This is a genomic window from Xanthomonas arboricola pv. juglandis (assembly GCF_001013475.1).
Taxonomy (GTDB): Bacteria; Pseudomonadota; Gammaproteobacteria; order Xanthomonadales; family Xanthomonadaceae; genus Xanthomonas; species Xanthomonas arboricola.
The window spans coordinates 496,335-514,821 of record NZ_JZEF01000004.1; the positions used below are offsets into that span (position 1 = coordinate 496,335).

The 18,487-nt window shown below is 65.0% G+C and carries 13 protein-coding genes, 1 other RNA gene and 3 pseudogenes; 8 read left to right on the top strand and 9 right to left on the bottom strand.

From position 1 onward, the window contains the following. Positions 1 to 163: 163 nt before the first annotated feature. Complete coding sequence (locus tag XARJCFBP2528_RS17080; protein WP_047124917.1) at positions 164 to 1,744, top strand: CocE/NonD family hydrolase; 1,581 nt, start codon at positions 164 to 166, stop codon at positions 1,742 to 1,744. Between the two features lie 1,121 nt (positions 1,745 to 2,865). On the opposite strand, the pseudogene XARJCFBP2528_RS17085 reads toward XARJCFBP2528_RS17080, so the two are convergent. After that, positions 2,866 to 3,806 (bottom strand): annotated as a pseudogene (locus XARJCFBP2528_RS17085) (DegV family protein). A gap of 473 nt (positions 3,807 to 4,279) precedes the next feature. Here XARJCFBP2528_RS17085 and XARJCFBP2528_RS17090 point away from each other — a divergent pair. Both XARJCFBP2528_RS17090 and XARJCFBP2528_RS17095 read left to right on the top strand, forming a co-directional pair. After that, positions 4,280 to 5,095, top strand: coding sequence for a GH12 family glycosyl hydrolase domain-containing protein (locus XARJCFBP2528_RS17090; protein WP_039811827.1), 816 nt, complete (start codon positions 4,280 to 4,282; stop codon positions 5,093 to 5,095). 368 nt (positions 5,096 to 5,463) lie between these two features. Beyond that, positions 5,464 to 6,263: pseudogene (locus tag XARJCFBP2528_RS17095) on the top strand (GH12 family glycosyl hydrolase domain-containing protein). A gap of 291 nt (positions 6,264 to 6,554) precedes the next feature. On the opposite strand, the gene XARJCFBP2528_RS17100 reads toward XARJCFBP2528_RS17095, so the two are convergent. The 6 genes and pseudogenes from XARJCFBP2528_RS17100 to XARJCFBP2528_RS17125 all read right to left on the bottom strand — a co-directional run bounded on the left by XARJCFBP2528_RS17100 (position 6,555) and on the right by XARJCFBP2528_RS17125 (position 12,307). Further along, the gene (locus XARJCFBP2528_RS17100) at positions 6,555 to 8,156 is read right to left on the bottom strand and encodes a rhamnogalacturonan lyase B N-terminal domain-containing protein (RefSeq protein WP_047124941.1); all 1,602 of its coding nucleotides are present in this window, start codon (positions 8,154 to 8,156) and stop codon (positions 6,555 to 6,557) included. Between the two features lie 246 nt (positions 8,157 to 8,402). After that, positions 8,403 to 8,729 (bottom strand): annotated as a pseudogene (locus XARJCFBP2528_RS17105) (hypothetical protein). Between the two features lie 141 nt (positions 8,730 to 8,870). After that, positions 8,871 to 9,287 (bottom strand): ribosomal maturation YjgA family protein, encoded by a 417-nt coding sequence (locus XARJCFBP2528_RS17110; protein ID WP_016902293.1) that lies wholly within the window; start codon positions 9,285 to 9,287, stop codon positions 8,871 to 8,873. Further along, positions 9,284 to 9,490 carry a hypothetical protein gene (locus XARJCFBP2528_RS17115; protein ID WP_016902294.1) on the bottom strand — a complete coding sequence of 69 codons (207 nt, stop codon included), beginning with the start codon at positions 9,488 to 9,490 and terminating at the stop codon, positions 9,284 to 9,286. Before XARJCFBP2528_RS17115 ends, XARJCFBP2528_RS17110 begins: the two co-directional genes overlap by 4 nt. Positions 9,491 to 9,629: 139 nt before the next feature. Then, positions 9,630 to 10,910 (bottom strand): amidohydrolase family protein, encoded by a 1,281-nt coding sequence (locus XARJCFBP2528_RS17120; protein WP_026064271.1) that lies wholly within the window; start codon positions 10,908 to 10,910, stop codon positions 9,630 to 9,632. Continuing rightward, positions 10,907 to 12,307: an amidohydrolase gene (locus tag XARJCFBP2528_RS17125; RefSeq protein WP_016902296.1), complete on the bottom strand. Its 1,401-nt coding sequence runs from the start codon at positions 12,305 to 12,307 to the stop codon at positions 10,907 to 10,909. The genes XARJCFBP2528_RS17120 and XARJCFBP2528_RS17125 overlap by 4 nt, the downstream gene beginning before the upstream one ends. A gap of 140 nt (positions 12,308 to 12,447) precedes the next feature. Here XARJCFBP2528_RS17125 and XARJCFBP2528_RS17130 point away from each other — a divergent pair, with 140 nt between their 5' ends. After that, positions 12,448 to 12,999 (top strand): DUF924 family protein, encoded by a 552-nt coding sequence (locus XARJCFBP2528_RS17130; RefSeq protein WP_016902297.1) that lies wholly within the window; start codon positions 12,448 to 12,450, stop codon positions 12,997 to 12,999. Positions 13,000 to 13,181: 182 nt separating this feature from the next. Continuing rightward, complete coding sequence (xopAH, locus tag XARJCFBP2528_RS17135; protein WP_080591327.1) at positions 13,182 to 14,183, top strand: XopAH/AvrB family type III secretion system effector; 1,002 nt, start codon at positions 13,182 to 13,184, stop codon at positions 14,181 to 14,183. Between the two features lie 67 nt (positions 14,184 to 14,250). Here the strand turns inward: xopAH and grxD are convergent, their stop codons facing one another. Further along, positions 14,251 to 15,177, bottom strand: coding sequence for a Grx4 family monothiol glutaredoxin (grxD, locus tag XARJCFBP2528_RS17140; protein ID WP_047124918.1), 927 nt, complete (start codon positions 15,175 to 15,177; stop codon positions 14,251 to 14,253). A 45-nt stretch (positions 15,178 to 15,222) separates the two neighbouring features. Between grxD and XARJCFBP2528_RS17145 the strand changes: the two genes are divergently transcribed. The 3 genes from XARJCFBP2528_RS17145 to XARJCFBP2528_RS22840 all read left to right on the top strand — a co-directional run bounded on the left by XARJCFBP2528_RS17145 (position 15,223) and on the right by XARJCFBP2528_RS22840 (position 17,713). Then, positions 15,223 to 16,014 carry a polysaccharide deacetylase family protein gene (locus XARJCFBP2528_RS17145; RefSeq protein WP_196299018.1) on the top strand — a complete coding sequence of 264 codons (792 nt, stop codon included), beginning with the start codon at positions 15,223 to 15,225 and terminating at the stop codon, positions 16,012 to 16,014. A 292-nt stretch (positions 16,015 to 16,306) separates the two neighbouring features. Next, positions 16,307 to 17,122 carry a TonB-dependent siderophore receptor gene (locus XARJCFBP2528_RS17150; RefSeq protein ID WP_248802054.1) on the top strand — a complete coding sequence of 272 codons (816 nt, stop codon included), beginning with the start codon at positions 16,307 to 16,309 and terminating at the stop codon, positions 17,120 to 17,122. Positions 17,123 to 17,637: 515 nt separating this feature from the next. Beyond that, positions 17,638 to 17,713, top strand: a non-coding RNA gene (locus XARJCFBP2528_RS22840) — sX9 sRNA. 34 nt (positions 17,714 to 17,747) lie between these two features. Here XARJCFBP2528_RS22840 and XARJCFBP2528_RS17155 read toward each other — a convergent pair. Next, the gene (locus tag XARJCFBP2528_RS17155) at positions 17,748 to 18,419 is read right to left on the bottom strand and encodes a methyltransferase (protein ID WP_016902302.1); all 672 of its coding nucleotides are present in this window, start codon (positions 18,417 to 18,419) and stop codon (positions 17,748 to 17,750) included. Positions 18,420 to 18,487 lie beyond the last annotated feature (68 nt).

The window sequence follows — 18,487 nt, forward strand, 5'->3', positions numbered from 1 at the left end:
GAATCCCGAATCCCGAATCCCGAATCCCGAATCCCGAATCCCGAATCCCGGCCCTTGAGCCATACCGTACCGTCTGGTACGTTCGCGACGTTCTCCCCCGAACCACGGATGCATGGCAGTTGCCGCTGGGCCATCCCGGCCCGGCCTTGCGTGGGAGAGAACCATGAACAAGCCTTGGATCGGAGGCATCGCCGCACTGGCGTTGCTGGTGGCATCGGCGTCGGCGGTGGCGGGCGCTTTCAGCAAGACCTACGAACGGATTCCCGGCTGGGACGGCGCGCCGATGGGCGCACTGGTCTTGGTGCCGCAAGGGCAGGGCAGCGGGCCGTTTCCGCTGATCGTGATGCCGGCCAGCTGGTCGTTGCCGAATCTGGAATACCTCGGCCGCGCGACCCAATTGGCCAGCGATGGCTACGTGGTCGTCAGCTACACCTCGCGCGGGTTCTGGGATTCGGCCGGGCAGATCGATATCGCCGGCGCCGACACGGTGGAAGACGTCAGCGCGGTGATCGACTGGGCGCTGGCGCATACGCCGGCCAATGCGAATGCGATCGGCGCGTCGGGTATCTCGTACGGCGCGGGCATCAGTCTGCTGGCGGCCGAGCGCGATCCGCGCATCAAGGCTGTGGCTGCGCTCAGCGGCTGGGCCGATCTGGAAGCGTCGCTGTATTCCAACCGCACCGTCAGCCAGCAAGGCGTTGGGCTGTTGGTCGGTGCCGGCGCGTTGACCGGACGTCCCGGCCCGGATCTGGCGCAGATCAGCACACGGGTTGCCGTTGGCGATTACGACGGCGCCGTGCAGGGCTTCCTGCCGCAGGCCGCGTCGCGCAGCCCGGCAAGCGATGTGGCCGCGCTCAATGCGCGTGGCACGGCGGTGCTGCTGGGCAATGCCTTCAACGACGGCCTGTTTCCGCCGAACCAGACCATCGCGTTCTTCAACCAGTTGCGCGGGCCCAAGCAGTTGCTGCTCAGCCAGGGCGATCACGCCACGGCAGAACTGCCGGGTGCGCTGGGTCTGCCCAACGAGGTCTACACGGCGACCACGCGCTGGTTCGATCGTCATCTCAAGCAGCTGCGTAACGGCGTGGACAGCGAAGCGCCGGTGCGGCTGTCGCCGCGCGCGGGACAATGGCTGGAGTACACGGACTGGGCGTCGGTGCAACAGGGCAACACGCGCCTGGGCCTATCCGCACCGTCCGGATTGCTCAGCCCCACCGGCGGTTTGATCGGCGGCACCGCCAGCGGGTGGCAATCGCGCATTGCCACTGATGTGCCGACGTTGGCCGACTCGGGCGTGGTTCTGGTCAGTGGCCTGTTGCAAGGCATCGGTGTGCCGGTCACCACCTCGATTCCGTTGGTCAATCGCATCGGCGCGGCAGTGTGGGTGGGTGCGCCATCGAACACACTCCGGCGACTGGCCGGCAGTCCATCGCTGCGCGTGACCGTGGTACCCAGCCAATCGAAAGTGAGCCTGTTCGCCTATCTGTATCGCATGGACGCGCTAGGCGTGGCGCAACTGATCACGCATGCGCCGTACTCGCTACGTGGGGCCACGCCAGGCCGCGCAGTGACGCTGGATTGGCCGCTGCAAGCGGCTGCTGCGGAGATTCCGGCAGGTCAGCGCCTGGTGCTGGTGATCGACACGCAGGACGTGCGCTACACCGATGCCAGCGATGGCGGTGGCACGGTGACGTTTACCTCGCCGGCGGCAACGCCATCGGTATTGAACGTGCCGCTGCGGTAACGCTGCGCTGGGCTAACTCGGATGGCGCCGCGTTCGGTCATCGTCCAATGCAAGCCGAGCAACGCGCGAGCTTTAGAAAGTATTGATTAACTTTTTGGTGCGGTGTCCTCGCCGCTTGCGGACCCTTGGTGGCATGGATGCCGCCCACTGAGCTTCCAGGGATGGAGTCACGGCGTGTCTCGGAATTGGTGAGGGCGCTGCGCGCTCGACTCACCGAGCTTTTGAATTGAGCATCTGTTCGCGTCCAGACAATGCCGACGTTCTAAGTCTCGATTGCGTTAGGCGTTGTGTTCCGAGAGCTCGAACAGTACGGATAGATCAGTTGTAGAGCGGTTGATCCGCGGCCTGGCTGCAGGGCCCTTGCCCGCCCACCCTCGCAGGACACGCCGCAAGTACGTCCATGTAGGCTCTTACGCGGCATCCATGCCGCGTAAGGTCCCGCGACGGTGGGCGGGCAAGGACCAGTCGAGATGGTCGGTGTGCGTAGGCAAGCGAGGCATGACATGCGTTTTTGTATAGCAGCATGCCCGATCAGTTGTCCAAGACGAGCCGAGCAAAGCAATAAGCAGGCTTTCAATGAAGCAACCTAAAAACTTCCTGGTGCGGTGTCCTTGCCGGTTGCGGGACCCTTGGCGGCATGAATGCCGCCAAGGAGCCTCCATGGACGGATTCACGGCGTGTCCCGCAAGCGGTGAGGGCACCGCGCACTCGACTGATCAAGTTTTTGATTCAAGCATCTGATCGCGCCTAAACGACGTCACGGTCCAAGTCTCTATGCGCTTTGGGCGTCGTACTCCGAAGGCCTGGATAGCGCGGATAGATCAGTTGTAGACCGGTTGATCTGCGGCTTGGCTGCAGGGCCCTTGTCCGCCCACCCTCGCAGGACACGCCGCAAGTACGTCCGTGTAGGCTCTTACGCGGCATCCATGCTGCGTAAGGTCCCGCGACGGTGGGCGGGCAAGGACCAGTCGAGATGGTCGGTGTGCACGGTCAAGCAGCGCATGACATGTCGAGATGGTCGGTGTGCGTGGTTGTCTTTGGAGATCCGGGGTGCGCGGATAGGTCAGCTGTAGATCGGCGTGTCCCGAACCGGCGAGTGCGCCGCGCCCTCGGCCTTGTCTTCAGGCCGAAAAGGTATGCGGTTCGGCCGCAAATGCCACGGCCAGTGCGCCCTTGCCGACGTTGACCATACCGGTCAGGCTCATCACGCTTTCGAACAATTCCACGTCGTGGGTCTGACAGGCGTTTTGCAGGGCGGCGTAGCCGAGCAGGGCGTGCAGCTCGGCCAGTTCGCCGCCGTAGCCCACGCACACGGTCGGTGTCATCAAGCCCTCGCGGACCTTGCGCACGGTGAAGCCGAACAGCTTTTCGGCCGACGGCTCGAAGCCAACTTGGCGACCGGCTCGGTGACGCCGCGGTAGGCGCGCAGCACCGGCTTGATGTCCAGCGCACTGCCGAGCGCGGCGCCGATCAGGCCCACGCTGCGATCGCCCTTGGTGCGTGCGCGCGCACGCAGGTAGTAGAGATCGCGCGGAATCATGTAGCCGTAGGTATGCTCGGCCAGCTGTTCGAGCCGGCTGCGGATTGCCGCCACGCCCTGACCCTGCGCGCGCAGGCGTACTGCTTCCACTGCAGTGATGCCCTGGCCGGCAAACAGGTTGAGCGTATCGATCACGCGCAGCGCGAACGGCGAGGTGTGGCCGGCGGCCTGCCGGATCGGCTTGTAATCGTTGAGGATCGCGAAGCTGGCCTGCATCGCGTTGTCGAAGATATGGCTACGCAGCTTGGAGATGGTCAGGCAGAACACGTGGTCGTAGTCGATGACCAGCCGTTGCAGGAACAGGTCGCGAATCTGGTTGACAGAGAACGGCGTGGTTTCCGCCTCGTGCCCACGCTCGGCCACATGCGCCTGCAGAAAGCTCAGCGTCGCTTCCTCATCGCGGTGATCGGCCAATACCGCTTCGCCGATACGTACGCTGATCGGCAATACGATGACGTTGTTGCGTTGAATGAAGTCCTGCGGCAAATCGCAGGCACTGTCCACCACGATTCCGATGCGCATCGTCGCCCCCTCCGGCTGTTGCGTTATCTGTAATTGCGAACGCTATGGCAAAACAGCGGAGGCGAGTAGAGCTGTAGGTCGCAAGCTGGGCACCCCTACGCAAAAGCGCGCGAGGGGAGCCTGGCGCACTGCCACCAGGCAAGCTCGACGCATCCGAATAGGGCCTGGAGCAAGCAGCCGCAGGTGTGGCCGAAACGCAGACCACCGCCATTTGGCTCTGCACCATTCGCGCGCACCGCGCCGTCATGCAGATGACCGGTACATCCTGTCGTACTGCGATTTACGTTGCGAACTGAGCATCGGCGCACGCTTCGGCTGCAAGGTAGCGCCCGCTATCGCAGATGACGAGCGAGGCGTGCCGCAATTGCTCCCGTCACAAGGCCGCTGCTAGGGTCCAACGCGACCGCTGCAAAGCGGCTTCTCGACGCTGCCGCACCGGCATCGCCGCGCTGAACCCACACGGAGAGAGTCAACTGCAGAACAGCCAATCCAGCACCCTTACTCAGACCGGCGCACAGGCGCCGACTACACGGCGGCGCGCATCGCGCTGGTGGAAGGCTGCACTGGCCGTGGGTCTGGTCGCCCTGGCGCCGGCGGCGCTGGCCGGTCCCTACAAGGTCTTCGGCAACCACTATGCGTGGGTCAATAATTTCAACGATCCCAACAACATCATCCAGGGCACGTTCGGCACCGGCAGCACGCCCGAGCTGACCGTCACCTTCAACTTCGCCGACTACAATCTCTATGGCTACCCGGCGATCGTGCGCGGCTGGCATTACGACTGGAACCCGACCAGCGACACGCTGTTTCCGCGGCAGATTTCCTCGCTGAGCAAGATCCCGCTCAAGTTCACCTACAGCGCCGGCGGGACCAATCTCGCAGGCGATTTTGCCTACGACATCTTCTTCCGCTTGGATACCGCCAAGGGCAACCCGCAGCTGGAAGTGATGATCTGGGGCGACCACAACTCCTGGCCGATCGGCACACTGACTGTCAGCAAGGTGATCACCGCGGGCGGGCGCACCTTCGACCTGTGGGAGGGCTTCAACTCCGGTGCCGGCTATTACGTCTACACCTTCATTCCGACCGGCACCGCCGGGCAGGCCACGCTCAAGACCAGCGGCAGCCTCAACGTGGACGCCAAGCCCTTCCTCAACTGGCTGCAGACCAACCGGTCCAAGGATGGGCGCTACAACAACAGCATGTATCTGCATGCAGCCGAAGCCGGTTTTGAAGTGGTGCGCGGCAATGGTTGGGCCAAGGTGAGCGCGATGCTGGATGCGCAGTAAGCACAGCGTCCATCGGCCGCATGGCTGAGGTGCGCAGTTGGCGTTTGAGACCGGCGTGCAGTACAACGCACGCCGGTGACCGCATCTGCGGTGCTGGCTTGAAAATAATCGTCGACGATTGCCGACCGCTTGAGAGTCAATGAGGTGGCGTGTGCGCGGCGCATGCATTGCATGCCTCGCGTACTGGATGAGCACGGTGACCGGTTCGCATGGATGACCACATCTGCGCCCCGTCAGTGCGTGGACATTCGGAATACCGCGCGCCCGTGTCGTGGTGCCGGATGCGCAAGGGTCGGTCATCCACTGCGCGGTGTTGCGCCGTTGTGGTGGGGGCCTGTGTCCAATCATCCCTCATCGGAGTACACCCCATGCAAGTGCACGACGGTTTTCGTTCGCTGCTGTCCCTGCGTTGCGGCTTGTGGTTGCCGCGCGCCGCTGCGCTGGCCTTGGCACTGGCCGCTGCCAGCGCCAGTGCCTATACCGGCCAGACCAAGGTCTACGGCACGCAGTATGCGTACAACAATAATTTCAACGACAAAAACAACAATATCCAGGCGACGTTCGGGTCGGGCAGCACGCCGAGCATGACGATCAGCTACAACCTGCCCAGCGGCACCTTGTATGGTTACCCGGCGATCTGCCGCAGTTGGCATTACACGATGAATCCGGCCACCGACAGCTACTTCCGCATCAAGTATCCAAGATCGCCAGCTTGAGCGGCGCATTGGCATTCACCACCAAGGGTAGCGGGCAGACCGGCGATTTCGCCTACGACCTGTTCTTCCGCAAGGACACCAGCAAGGGCAATCCGCAGCTGGAAGTGATGATCTGGGGCGCCAACAATTCGTATCCGCTGGGCACCCTGACGACCTCCAATGCCATCACCTCAGACGGCGTCACCTACGATCTGTGGGAAGGCAACAACGATGCCGCCGGCTATTACGTCTATACCTTCATTCCACATGGCACGGCCGGCAACAGCAATGCCTTGCCTGCCAAGGGCAATGTCAATGTCGACGTCAAGGCCTTCCTGACCAGGTTGCAGGACCTGCGTGCCAGCGATGGCCGCTACAGCAATGCGCTGTATCTGCAGGTGGTGGAGGGCGGCTTCGAGGTCACCGGCGGCATGGGCACGGTGTCGCTCAGCGGGTCGATTGCCGCCAAGTAAGCATGCTTGCCGACAGCGATCGACTGGCGGCAGTCAGGCAGGCCGAGCAGCGCGTAGGTCTTGTGCATGACGACGTGCATTGACCACACATTGTCAGGGCCTGCCATTTCCTGAGTCTTATGCGCCATCGCGTTCACCGCACGCAGCAGCGTGCGGTGAATGCGACATCGGTGTGTCTTGCACTGCCATCGTCATCCCTGCGCACGTGCCAATCGAATGCGGCACGTTCCACGGACTCTGTGATGCGTGTGAGACCTTGTTTCTGTCCGGCCATCCCGCTCGCCAAAGTGCTTACAGCGCCACCAGCTGGATACTGTCGAACACCACAGCCGGGCTGAGAAAGCCATTATCCGGCGATCCCGAGGCGATGCCGATCTCGATCCGGTTGCTGCCCGATTGCAGCGCAGATGCCGGGATGTCCACCTCATACAGCGTGTTGTTGCCGCGCCATGTGCCGCGGGTGATGCCGCGTGTCTTGGGTTGCGTGGGCGCGGACGGCACCGGGCCATTCCAACGCGCATTGACGCTGATCTGAGGGCGCGCGCCGACCTGTGTCAGTGGCACGAAGATGCGCAGGCGATAGCCACGCACTTCACTGGAGCCCAGGGTGAAGTCGATACGGGTCGGGGTGTTGATACCGCGCCACTGCACTGCCGGAAAGTTGCCCGCACTGCTCGATCCAACCGTGTAGGTCACCGGGACCCAGCTCATGCGCTTGTCGGATGGATGCGCGCGTGGCAGCAGATCCGCATGGCGGAAACCGGCCGGCGTGCCATCGGCCGTGCCGATCTGCCACTTGAGCGTTCCCGGCAGCACAACAGCTTGCAGTGCCGCCTGCGCGGTCGCGTTGGCGTGGATCTCCACATCGCGTTGCGCGACCTCCAGTTCGTTCTGGTAGAGCGTCATGCGGTAGCGTCCCGAGCGCACGCCGGCAATCTGGTAATCGCCGCTGCCGTTGGCGGTGGCCCAGTATTGGGCCTGGTCGTTGCGCAGGCCGATCACGGCAGGCTGGCCGGACAGCACGCCGCTCACCCGGCCGCTCAGCGCTCCGCGCCCGTCACTGGCGAGATAACCGGTCAAACCCAGCGTTGCATCGACAAAAGCGGTGTCCAGTTGCGCGCTGGAAGGCGTCCCGCCATCGGTGAACAGCAGCCCGTACACCCCATGCAGGCCACCGCGGAATGCCTCGGTCTGGGTGTGATCGGAATACATGTAGTTGTAGAGCTCATGCGTCACGCGGGTTTTCTGGGTGGCGATATCCTTGAAGAACGGCCCGCCGGAACTGCGCTCGCGGTTGCCCATCAGCATGAACATCGCCACGCCCGAACCGCTGACCCCGTGCACCTGGTCGTCCATCATGCGGCGCGCCGAATAGAACTTGGAACTGGTGCGTCCGTCCGGCAGCAGGAACACGTCCTCGCCTTCCACCGGGCTGCCGACATTGGAGTCGGGCTCCTGCTGCGCATTGGGCAGCTTGGCAACGTTCAAGCGGGTGACAAAGCGCAGCTCGCCGATCGGCAGCAACGTCGGTGCATAGGTGGCCATGTAGATCGCGTTGCGGCCCTTGCGTGCGATGTAGTACTGGGTCAGGTCGCCGGCCTTGGCCGAAACCACGATCGTGGCGCCCACCACGCGCGCTTCCACACTGGCGCTGCCCAGGCCGGAGGCGATCTGCGAGCCCTTGGACTCGGTGGTCTGCAGCTCGTTGTCGCGATAACGCATCGAGACGATGTCGCCGTTGCCGGCGTTGACCGCAAACACCAGCTCGGCGCCGGTATCGACAACCACACGGTCGCCGCTGCGGGTGACGCCGAATGCGGCGATGGCCGGCGCGCTGACGCCGCCGTACAGGAACAATGTGCAGGCCAGGATGCGCAGGATAGGGCGGGGCATATCGATCTCCATGCCGAAGTAGGGGCGTCGCTATGGTGCCGACGCGCGATGCTAGGCGGGCTGGACAACGACGGCGATGGCCGGACCTGCAGAGCGTGCACCGCGTACAAAATGCAGTGCTGAAACGCAGCGCAGTTCACGCTCCCTCTGCGATGCGCAGGCATGCGGGACGACGCCAGGGCATTGCGGTGCGCCAGCCGGGCAAGCGCCCTTGCGCATCAGTGCGGCCGCGCTTGTCGGGCAGCGTCAGCCCAGGGCGTCGCGCGCCGAGGCGATGGCGGCCATCCACTGTTCGCGTTTGCCGATCACGAAACGGTGCTCGCCGCCGTTGTGCAGCTGCGCCGCCAGCGATGTCGGCGCCACCGGCAGCAGGCCGAACAGGCGCGTCTAGCGTGGTTGCATTGCTGCAATCTGGCTCAGGTGCACGGTCAGCGACCGGGTCTGTATGTTGTAGGGATGCGGCTGAAAGTGCAGCGCATCGGCGGTCAGGATCAGCCGCCCGCCGACCGCTTCCAGCCCGCGTAGCAGATTGGCCGGCGCCTGGCGCAGCACGACGCGATCGATCGAGCGCAAGCCGCCTCCCTGGAACAGCGAGGTCACGCTGACGCAGCGGCGGCGCAGGCACGCCGCTGCTGCTGCCGAAACAGGATGCCAACGCTGTCGATCAGTGCCAATGAGGAGACGGAAAACATGCGGTAGGCCTGAAGGAATGCATCAATGCGGCGTTTGCCGCCGGGAAGACGCAGCGATGCGGCACGACGCCACATCGCCGACGTACGCCACGCCGCCGCCGACCAGATACATCAGCAGATCGTGCACGGTGGCGGTATTGCCGAGCGCGATGTAGGCCGCGCTGCCCGGGCGCAGTCCGAGCCGGTCGGCCAGATGCAGCGCCTGCAGCCCTTCGATCAGGCACCCGATCGCCACCGCCAGCACGCACGCCCAGCGTGGCGGCAGCGCAAGCACACCGCGCAATCCGCAATACACCAGGATCACCGCCAGCACATCGCCCAGGCTGCCGCGGACCCACGGCCCGCCAAGTCTGCCAGCGCCGATCGCCACTTCGATGACAAACACGGCCAGTGCGATCAGCAGATAGGTGCAGCGTACGCCCAACGCCATGCGGGTCATTGCGCTGGCACGCGGGTGCGTTGGCGCCCGAGCGTGAACGCGCCGGTCAGCGGAATGCTGACGCCACGCCGGCGGTCGTTGACCGTGACTTGCACCTGCCAGCGGCCGGGCGGATCGCTCGCTTCGGCAATCACCTGCAAGGTCGCCTGCGCCAGGAGCGGGAGCAGCACCAGCGATGCGATCAGGATGCATAACAAGCGCATGGGCAGTCCTTTGCAGACGATGCCGCCGGCACGGTGCCGGCGAGCAGGGCATGCAGTGTGCCAGCGCACGCGGCGCCGGCAGCTGTCGCAATGTGGCGGTATCGCAACGGCGGCGCGCGCAACCGCACGCCGCTCCCGATCACTTCAGATAGGCCCGCGGCAACGCGCCGGCCGGTTGCATGTAACGCTCGCGCAGCTCGGTCTGGCGTGAGCGCATCGGCATGTCGCGACCGCCCAGCCACACCTGCTCGGCGTAGTGGGCGACATCCAGCGGGTCGCCCTCCCACAGCACCAGGTCGGCCTGCTTGCCGACCGCAATGCTGCCGATGCGATCGGCCACGCCGAAGATCTCCGCCGGCACCCGGGTCAGGCCGGCCAGACCGGCTTCCCACGGCAAGCCGTTGGCCACCGCATTGCCGGCCAGCTGGCGCTGTTTGCGCGCGTTATGCGAGGCATCGCCGCTCTGGGCAAAGCTCACCTCCACGCCGGCCGCGCGTAGCCGTGCGGCGTTTTCCAGCGTGGCACCGATCTGGTCGAAGGTGGACGGCAGGTCCGCCAGCGCATCCACCAGCACCGGCACCCTGGCCTGCGCCAGTTGCGGCGCGAGCTTCCAGGCCTCGGCACCACCGGCAATGGCGATGCGCACCTTTTCGCGCTGCGCCCAACGCAGCAACTGGCGGATGTCTGCGGCACGCTCCACCTGCACCACGATGCGGCCTTGCCCGGCCAGGTACGTGGCCAGCACGCTGCGGCCGACCGGGGTCAGCAGCGCATGCGGTGAGTCGGCCGGCACGCGTCCGCGCGCTTCGGCCACCAGTTGGTCGAGCAGCATCCATTGCGCGGCGCGCGAGCTGCCGGTGAGATCGGACGCCGCCGCACCGATGCGGATGAACAGGGCATGCGGGCCGAGCGGGTCCGGGCTGCCGTCCAGCCGCACCACGCCGCCTTGCCCGGCGATGAAGGCACCGCTGGTGGTCGCGCCCAGCGCGGTGAAGCCGATGCCTTCCACGCGCGCCACCGGCACCAGCACCGAATCGGGGTTGTAGGCCAGGGTGACGTCGAATTCCGGACGCATCGGCTGGTCGCTGAGTTTGACGCCGCTGTCCACGGTGCTGTCTTCGCCGGAGACCTCTTCGATGCCGATCTCGGTGATGCCGCCGAACAGGGCCGGCGTCAGCGGGCGGCCCCTGGCCTCGACCACGCGGCCATCGGCCGGCACGGCCAGGTTGCTGCCGATCGCGCGGATCACGCCGCCCTGCACCAGCACATCGGTATTGCGCAGCGTGCCTTGCGCGGTGGCGGTATGCACGGTTGCGCCACGGATCAGCACCTGCTGGCCGAATGCGGGCAATGCAAGCACCGCCAGGACCACCGCGGAGATCGCACGCAGACGCGGGCGCATTCCAGTTGTGCGGCTCATCGCGCCACCTCCTGGCCGAGCATGAAGTCCGACACCGGCTGCAGGCGGCGATCGTGGCGGTCGTAGACCTGTGCGCCGTCGATATAGACCTGTTCGGCCAGCGCGTAGGAGCTGAAGGGATTGCCGTTCCACACCACCAGATCGCCCATCTTGCCCGGCTCCAGTGCGCCGGTCTGCTGCTCGATGCCGAGCGCCTTGGCGGCATTGCTGGTGAGCCAGCGGATCGCACGCTCGGGTGGAATTTCCATCCCGCTGCGGCGCGCGTTGGCGAGCACCTTGGCCGCTTCCTGATTCAGGCGCTGGATGCCTTCTTCCGAATCCGAATGCACGATGGCGCAGCTGTTGGCCGGCCTGTCGACCAGTGCGATGTTTTCCTGGATGCCATCGAAGGCTTCCATCTTGAAGCCCCACCAGTCGGCCCACAGCGCGCCGCAGACGTTCTCCTGCGCCAGCCGGTCGGCCAGCTTGTAGGCCTCCACGCCGTGATGGAAGGCGGCGATGTGGAAGCCGAACTCCTTGGACAGGTCGAGCATGGTCGCCATCTCGTCGGCGCGGTAGCAGTGGATATGCACGCGGATGTCGCCGTTGATCGCGCCGGCCAGCGTGTCGAGCTTGAGATCGCGCTTGCCGCCGGCATCGCCGCTGCTGTCGCCGCCGCCGCCGCTGCTCCACCAATGGCGCTTTTTCGCGGTCTTTTTCTTCGGCGCATTCTTCTGCAGATACTCGGCCGCATCGATGAAGGCGGCACGGTAGCCGGCCACGTTGCCCATGCGCGTGCCGGGGCCACCCTTCTGGCCATACACGCGCTTGGGGTTCTCGCCGCAGGCCATCTTCAGGCCCCAGGGGGCGCCGGGAAACTTCATGCCCTGGTAGGTGGTGGAGGCGACATTCTTGAGGGTGACGCCGCGCCCGCCAATCAGATTGGCCGAGCCGGGCAGCACCTGCAGCGAAGTGACGCCGCCGGCCAGGGCGGTGCCGAAGCCTGGATCCTGCGGCCAGATCGAATGCTCGGCCCAGACGTTCGGCGTCACCGGGGCGGTCATCTCGTTGCCATCGCTGTGCGCGCTGACGCCGGGGCTGGGATACACGCCCAGATGCGAGTGCACGTCGATGATGCCGGGGGTCACCCACTTGCCGGTGCCGTCGATGCGGCGCACATCGGCCGGCGCCTCCAGCCCGCGCCCGACCGCGGCCACCTTGCCGTCGCGCAGCAGCACGTCGGCGTCGTCCAGCCGCTGGCCGGTGCCGGTGAGCACGGTGGCGTGCTGGATCAACACCGGAGCGGACGCGAGCGCACGGTAGGTGCTGGGATAGGGGTCTTGCACGAAACGCGATGCCGCAGACGCAGGACCGCACAGCACGGCCGCGCCGAGCGCGGCGAACAGGATGGAACGCATGGATTTCCCCGGTGCAACGAAAACGTCAGCCGCAAACCTAGCGGCCGGCGGCGTGCTTGCCAAGTGCAGCACCGTCGGTGGCGGCGGGCTCATCACATGCGCCGGTGCATGCTGTGCCGTATTCGTCAGGGAATACGTCGATGATCGTCAAGTCAGAGCGCAATAAACAGGCCGATGTGGTACTGGCTTTCTGGGAACTGGCCGGCTCGGCCCGCTGGTTCACGCATAACGATGCGTTCGATGCCAACTTCCGCCAGCATTTCAGCGAGCAGCACTTTGCAGCGGCGCGCGGCGAGTATGCGCACTGGATGGAGCGTGCCGAAGATGCCCTGGCCTTGCTGATCCTGCTCGACCAGTTTCCGCGCAACGCGTTCCGCGGCAGCGCGCATGCCTACGCCACCGACGGCCTGGCGCTGTCCTGCGCCAGGCAGGCGCTCGCCAGCGGCTTCGATCGACAGGTGTCCGCGCAGTTGCGGCTGTTCTTCTATCTGCCGTTCGGGCACGCAGAAGAGTTGCAGGAGCAGGCGCGCGCCATGGAGCTGATTGCTGCACTGGACGATGCGGAGAACACGCGCTGGGCGGCGGAGCATCAGCAGATCATTCAGCGCTTCGGCCGTTTTCCGCATCGCAATACGGTGCTGGGACGCGAAACCACAGCCGAAGAACAGCAGTTCCTTGAGAATGGGGAGTGAGCAGCCTCGACGTGTCAGTGCATGAGCGGGTATTAAAAACGGGCCCCCATCGGCCCACGACAGCCTCACGCCGATCCCATATTCGTAAAGCGAACCTCCCTTTCGTGATTGCATTGACACATTGCCGCCGATGAACTGCATTCTAGCGAGCCGCCAAGGTCGTTGCAGGTTGCAGTCGTCCGATGAAGAACACGTCTGTCCCTATAACGCGTGCCCACTCGACCTACGCTGGCGGAATTGAGGCCTCTGGTGGTGATGTCGCTTCGGCGTCAGTCAGGGCTGGCTTCGATGATGGTCGCGCGTCCGGACCATTGGCCGGGTTGCCCTCCAGAAGCCGTGGGCGTCGTCAGAGCGATGTTGCCAGCGCTGGATTGTCAACTGAAGAGCGCGCAATGATCGGTGTGGCTCGCTGGCCCGATCCGCGCTTTGATACGTCCGGCGCCCCGGCCAATGTTGCATACGGCCACCGATTCGCCGATGCGGTCGACCAAGCTGCGTTACAACTGAATGAAGGCGAGCTTAAGAGCTTTGCTGATCTATGGGGATTCGCAAGGTATTGGCGGAGCAATCAGGAAGGTGCGACTTCGGATTTCGGTCAGTCGCGTTCGCCGAGCACTGGGTCCTCCATGACGCCGGTCACGGACAGGTATGAGTTTCTCGCCGACCGAGTAAAGCAGGCGAATGCCGCTGAGGTGAGTAACCACTTCATGGGGCGATCAGATATTCAGCAAGTGAAACTGCTACAGCATGTGGAGATTGAAGGAAAGATGATTCGTCTGACGGAAATCAGGCTGCCGTATCTTGCCGAGAGTTCTTTCACAGAGTTAGCAGATATTGGCGGGATGATACGCCCCCTAATCAGCCACGTTCCTGCCAGCAGGATCCCGACACTGCTCAATGAAGTCGATAGGTCGTTCGCCGTGCTGAGGAAGACGTTACGGTTGGAAGACCGAATGCAAATCCTCGGTAAGATGCACTGGTTGCTCGCTCACGCAATGCCCGATGTGCGCGGCAGTGCTGCCAAGGCTGAAATGTGTATCCGCGCGATCGGCACTTCATTGGGACTCACCATGCCTCCATTCAGGCATGGCGTGATTCCGGATTTGGAGGCATTCGTGGTGCCGATGGAGGACTTCAGCAAAGGCTACTCAGCACTCTTCGAGCGGCCTCCCACGCAGAAGTAGAGCTCTGATTCTCGCTCCTTTGTTATGGACATCCTGATGGATTGGCGACAGGCCTGCGCTTAAAGCGTCAGTATTTCGCCACGCCGTTATCTACCGCGTCCGACCACGCATCGATGCCGCCGGTGACGTTGTAGACGTTGCTGAAGCCCAGGCTGCGGAAATGCTCGGCCGCCTGCAGGCTGCGGCCGCCGCGGTGGCACAGGAAGGCCAGCGGGGTGTCCTTGGGCAGCTGTTCGATGGCGGCGCGCTCGTGCGCGTCCAGGGTGCGGAACGGCGCGGCAACGCTGGCCAGGGCACGTTCGTCGGCCGGACGCACGTCCACCAGGGTCAGCGTGCCGGCCTTGAGGCGGTCATCGGCATGGCGTACCGACAGTTCCTGCACCGGCTTGGGCGCGTTGGGGTTGTCGATGGCCAGGCCGCGGCCGCGGATGTCGTCCACCCAGTCGATGGTGATGCCGTCGGCGCGACGCGCGCTGGCCAGGTCGAACTGCACGCGCAGGCCGTTGGATTCGGCGGCGATGGCGTTCGGGTTGGTCGGCGCCAGCTGGAAGTTGGGCTGGAAGTCGACGTCGATGGACAACGTGAGCGAGGCATCCGGCGCATCGGCCAGCGCGCCCTTGAGCATCTCGACTGCCGCCGGGGTGACGGTGATCTTGGGCGGGCTGCGGTCAGGCGCCTGCAGGCCGAGCATGCTGCTCAACTCGCCGCTGTCGGCCATCTGCAGGATGATGTCGCTGCCGCCGATCAGCTCGCCGTCCACATACAGCTGCGGAATGGTCGGCCAGTCGCCGTAGGCCTTGATGCCTTCGCGGATCTCCTGGTCGGCCAGCACGTTGACGTGGGCATAGTCGATGCCCAGACCGTCCAGCACGCCAACCGCCTTGGCCGAAAAACCGCACTGCGGCATGCCGGGCTGGCCTTTCATGAAGAGCACCACACGGCTGGATTGCACCAGCGTATCGATGCGGGAACGCAGGGCGGGATCGAGGGACATGGCAGCACTTCGGTCAGATCGTGGAGTCCGGGCATTCTACGCCGCATGGCATCATGCGGCATGACCACGCTTCAAACGCTGTATCGCATCCCCTCGCACCCGTACCGCTGGGTGGGCCTGCTGGCCCTGTCGCAGGCGGCGGTGGCGCTGCTGTGGTGGAATCTGGGCTGGGCCTGGGGCGTGCCGGCGTTGCTGGTGTCGCACGCCTTGTTCGTGGTGCCGGTATTCCTGCCGCGCGCGCGCCTGTACGCGCCGGTGCTGGCGCGCCTGCCGGGCCGCGCCCCGCAGGTGTGGCTGACCATCGACGACGGCCCCTCCGACGACACCCCGGCGATATTGGATCTGCTGGACGCCTTCGATGCCAAGGCCACGTTCTTCGTGGTCGGCGCACGCGCCGAGCAACGGCCTGAATTGGTGCGCGAGATCGTGCGCCGCGGGCATGGCATCGGCAACCACAGCCATACCCATCCGCAGGCCTGGTTCTGGGCGCTGGGCCCGCACCGCATGGCGCAGGAAATCGGCCAGGCACAGCGCGTGCTGGCCGCCATCACCGGGCAGGCGCCGCGGCTGTACCGTTCGGTGGTGGGCATGACCAATCCCTTCGTCGCCTCGCCGCTGCGTGCGCACGGGCTGACCCGCGTGGCCTGGAGCGCGCGCGGTTTCGACGGGGTGCGTTGCGAGCCGGAGGCCACCGTGGCCCGCATCGTGCGCGACCTGCGCCCCGGCGCCATCGTGCTGCTGCACGAAGGCGCCGCACACGGCCACAACCTCACCATCCTGCGCGGCGTGCTGGAGGCGATGCACGCACGCGGCCTGGCGGGACGGCGTCCGCTCTGAGGTCCTTGCGCACCGCCTAGCCGATGGCGTGGAAGCAGAGCGTGCGTTGCCGGATCCATCGTCCTTGTCGGCTGGAACGCTCTGGTGCGACGCATCTTTTTTTGCTCGCCGGATTGCCCGGAGCTGGCGCCCCCTGAGCCCCGGTATCGATCCGCGCATGTATTGACAGCGATTTAACGCGGATCGAACATGCGCCCCCAGCCAGCAAACGGTGCGCGCCTTCCGGTGGCGCTGCCGACGCCAGCCTCAATAGCCGTCATCGACGGCCATATTCGCTCCTGAGGCTGACCCCATGTCCCATCGCATCGTCCCTGCGCGCGCGCTCCCGCGTGCGGATCTCCGTTCGCCGCAGCTCCCGCTGGCGTACTCCCTGCTGGCGCTGGCCTGCGCATGGCCATTGGCGGCTGCGGCGCAATCGAGCACGCGCGACCCGGTCGATCTGGACCGCCTACAGATCGAGGCACACCGCGGCGCCGCGACCGAAGGCAGCGACTCCTACACCGCCGATGTGGCGCGCAGTTCGACCAAGCTGGAGCTGTCGCTGCGCGAGACGCCGCAGTCGGTGGTGGTGGTGACACGCCAGCAGATCGTCGACCGCAACCTGCAATCGCTGCAGGACGTCACCGACACCGTGGCCGGCTTCAACTCGCCGACCTGGGACACCGAGCGCACCTACATCAACGCGCGCGGCTTCGAAGTGGACTACTACCGCATCGACGGCATTCCCACCGACTACACCGGCGATGTGCAGCAGAACATGGCGATCTACGACCGGGTGGAAATCATCCGCGGCGCCAACGGCCTGACCACCGGCGCGGGCAGCCCGGCCGCGTCGATCGACCTGGTGCGCAAGCATGCCGACAGCGATGTGTTCACCGGTCGGGTCGATCTGTCGGCAGGGCGTTGGGACCGCTATCGCGGCACCGTCGACCTGCAATCGCCCTTGAACGCCGCCGGCAACGTGCGTGGGCGGGTGGTTGCCAGCTACGAGGACAAGCAGTCGTTCCGCGATTACTACAGCAAGCAATCGTCGCTCCGCGTAAGGTCCCGCGACGGTGGGCGGGCAAGGACCAGTCGTGATGGTCGGTGTGCATGGCAACAGCAGTAGCCGCGGCCTGTGGATCAGACGCAGCGGTGGTTCCATGGTCCTTGTGATCTGGCCGACGTGGTCTGAATTCCAAAACTTTCCGTCGAAGGCGGGCCGCAAGTTGCTTGGGTTTGCTCCTACCGCTAAATAGCCATGCACCCATGCATGCAGGCGACAAAGCCGTTGCGTTAAATGGCCTCGCAGAGGTCATCTCGGTTTTGCGGTTGCATCAGCGCACGGCCAACTTTGGAGGCGTGATGTCCTTACCGGTTCCGGGACCCTTGGCGGCCTGGATGCCGCCACCGAGCCTCCATGGATGGATTCACGGCGTGTCCCGGAAGTGGTGAGGGCATCGCGCCCTCGACCCACCGAGCTTTTGATTCAAGCTGCTGATCGCGCCTAAACGGTTCTCAACAAGGCAACCAGCGGACTCTCTGGGGCGTGGGGCACCGCCCTTGAACAACGTGGCCCGGGATCATCTGCATGACGTCAACAGCGGCTGTGAAAACGACTGCGCGGCTGGTGCCCGGTGCGGCATGTGCTATGCGTTCACCCCGGTTTCTGCGTGCCGTCCACATCCGTCCGGCGACCGTGCGTTACGTTTTGTCACTCGTTCTGAATCGAGCCAGGCACGTTGTGCACGGCCTCAGCGCGGCTCGGCCACGATCAACCAGTTGTTGAACGGCGTGTTGCCATACAACGGCGCAAACGTCGCACGCAGACCGGCGACATCCAGCTGCGCCTGCAGGCTGTCGCGGGTGGGATAGCTGCGCGGCATGCGCTGCATCCAGCCGCTCAGATGCGCCAGCACGTCGGTCACGCGGCTGGTGCGGCCACGGCTGCTGGCATCGCCCAATGCGCTGCGGATCACCAGCTTCGCGCCTGGCGTCAGCATCTGCGCCACGCTGCGCAGAAGGCTGGCCTGCATGTCGGCCTGCAGATACTGCAGCACGTCCAGAATGGTCACGCTGCCGCGGTGTTGCGGCCAGGCCACGCTCAGATCGACCACGGCGAACTGCGTATTGCCCAATGCCGAGCGCTGCGCGATGTGTTGCGCGCGGCGGATCTTGGACGCGTCCACATCCACCCCGTGATACGCCAGTGCCTGGCCATCGGCACGCAATGCGTGCGCGAGCAGGCCCAGCCCGCAGCCCAGATCCAGCACGGGCGCGGTGGTGCTGCGCAACTCGGCCAGCACGCCCGGATACAGCGGGTCGGTGCGCAGCTTGGCCTGGGTGTAGTAATAGTCGTAGCGATTGCCCAGCGGATGCGGCGGCAGGAAGGCGCGCGCGATCGCCAGCGCCTGCGCGCGGCTCATGGGTTGGGTGGCGGTGCTGTGCAATGTCGTTCCTTGGCAATGAGGCTTGGTGCGCGGCTGGCTTGGGG

What these genes read in the sequence shown, in the direction of transcription:
- XARJCFBP2528_RS17100 (WP_047124941.1), bottom strand. Translation starts at nt 8,156, where the DNA reads ATGCCCCGCCCTATCCTGCGCATCCTGGCCTGCACATTGTTCCTGTAC.
- XARJCFBP2528_RS17080 (WP_047124917.1), top strand. Translation starts at nt 164, where the DNA reads ATGAACAAGCCTTGGATCGGAGGCATCGCCGCACTGGCGTTGCTGGTG.
- XARJCFBP2528_RS17150 (WP_248802054.1), top strand. Translation starts at nt 16,307, where the DNA reads ATGTCCCATCGCATCGTCCCTGCGCGCGCGCTCCCGCGTGCGGATCTC.
- grxD (WP_047124918.1), bottom strand. Translation starts at nt 15,177, where the DNA reads ATGTCCCTCGATCCCGCCCTGCGTTCCCGCATCGATACGCTGGTGCAA.
- XARJCFBP2528_RS17130 (WP_016902297.1), top strand. Translation starts at nt 12,448, where the DNA reads ATGATCGTCAAGTCAGAGCGCAATAAACAGGCCGATGTGGTACTGGCT.
- XARJCFBP2528_RS17110 (WP_016902293.1), bottom strand. Translation starts at nt 9,287, where the DNA reads ATGACCCGCATGGCGTTGGGCGTACGCTGCACCTATCTGCTGATCGCA.
- XARJCFBP2528_RS17125 (WP_016902296.1), bottom strand. Translation starts at nt 12,307, where the DNA reads ATGCGTTCCATCCTGTTCGCCGCGCTCGGCGCGGCCGTGCTGTGCGGT.
- XARJCFBP2528_RS17120 (WP_026064271.1), bottom strand. Translation starts at nt 10,910, where the DNA reads ATGAGCCGCACAACTGGAATGCGCCCGCGTCTGCGTGCGATCTCCGCG.
- XARJCFBP2528_RS17145 (WP_196299018.1), top strand. Translation starts at nt 15,223, where the DNA reads ATGGCATCATGCGGCATGACCACGCTTCAAACGCTGTATCGCATCCCC.
- XARJCFBP2528_RS17155 (WP_016902302.1), bottom strand. Translation starts at nt 18,419, where the DNA reads ATGAGCCGCGCGCAGGCGCTGGCGATCGCGCGCGCCTTCCTGCCGCCG.
- XARJCFBP2528_RS17115 (WP_016902294.1), bottom strand. Translation starts at nt 9,490, where the DNA reads ATGCGCTTGTTATGCATCCTGATCGCATCGCTGGTGCTGCTCCCGCTC.
- xopAH (WP_080591327.1), top strand. Translation starts at nt 13,182, where the DNA reads ATGAAGAACACGTCTGTCCCTATAACGCGTGCCCACTCGACCTACGCT.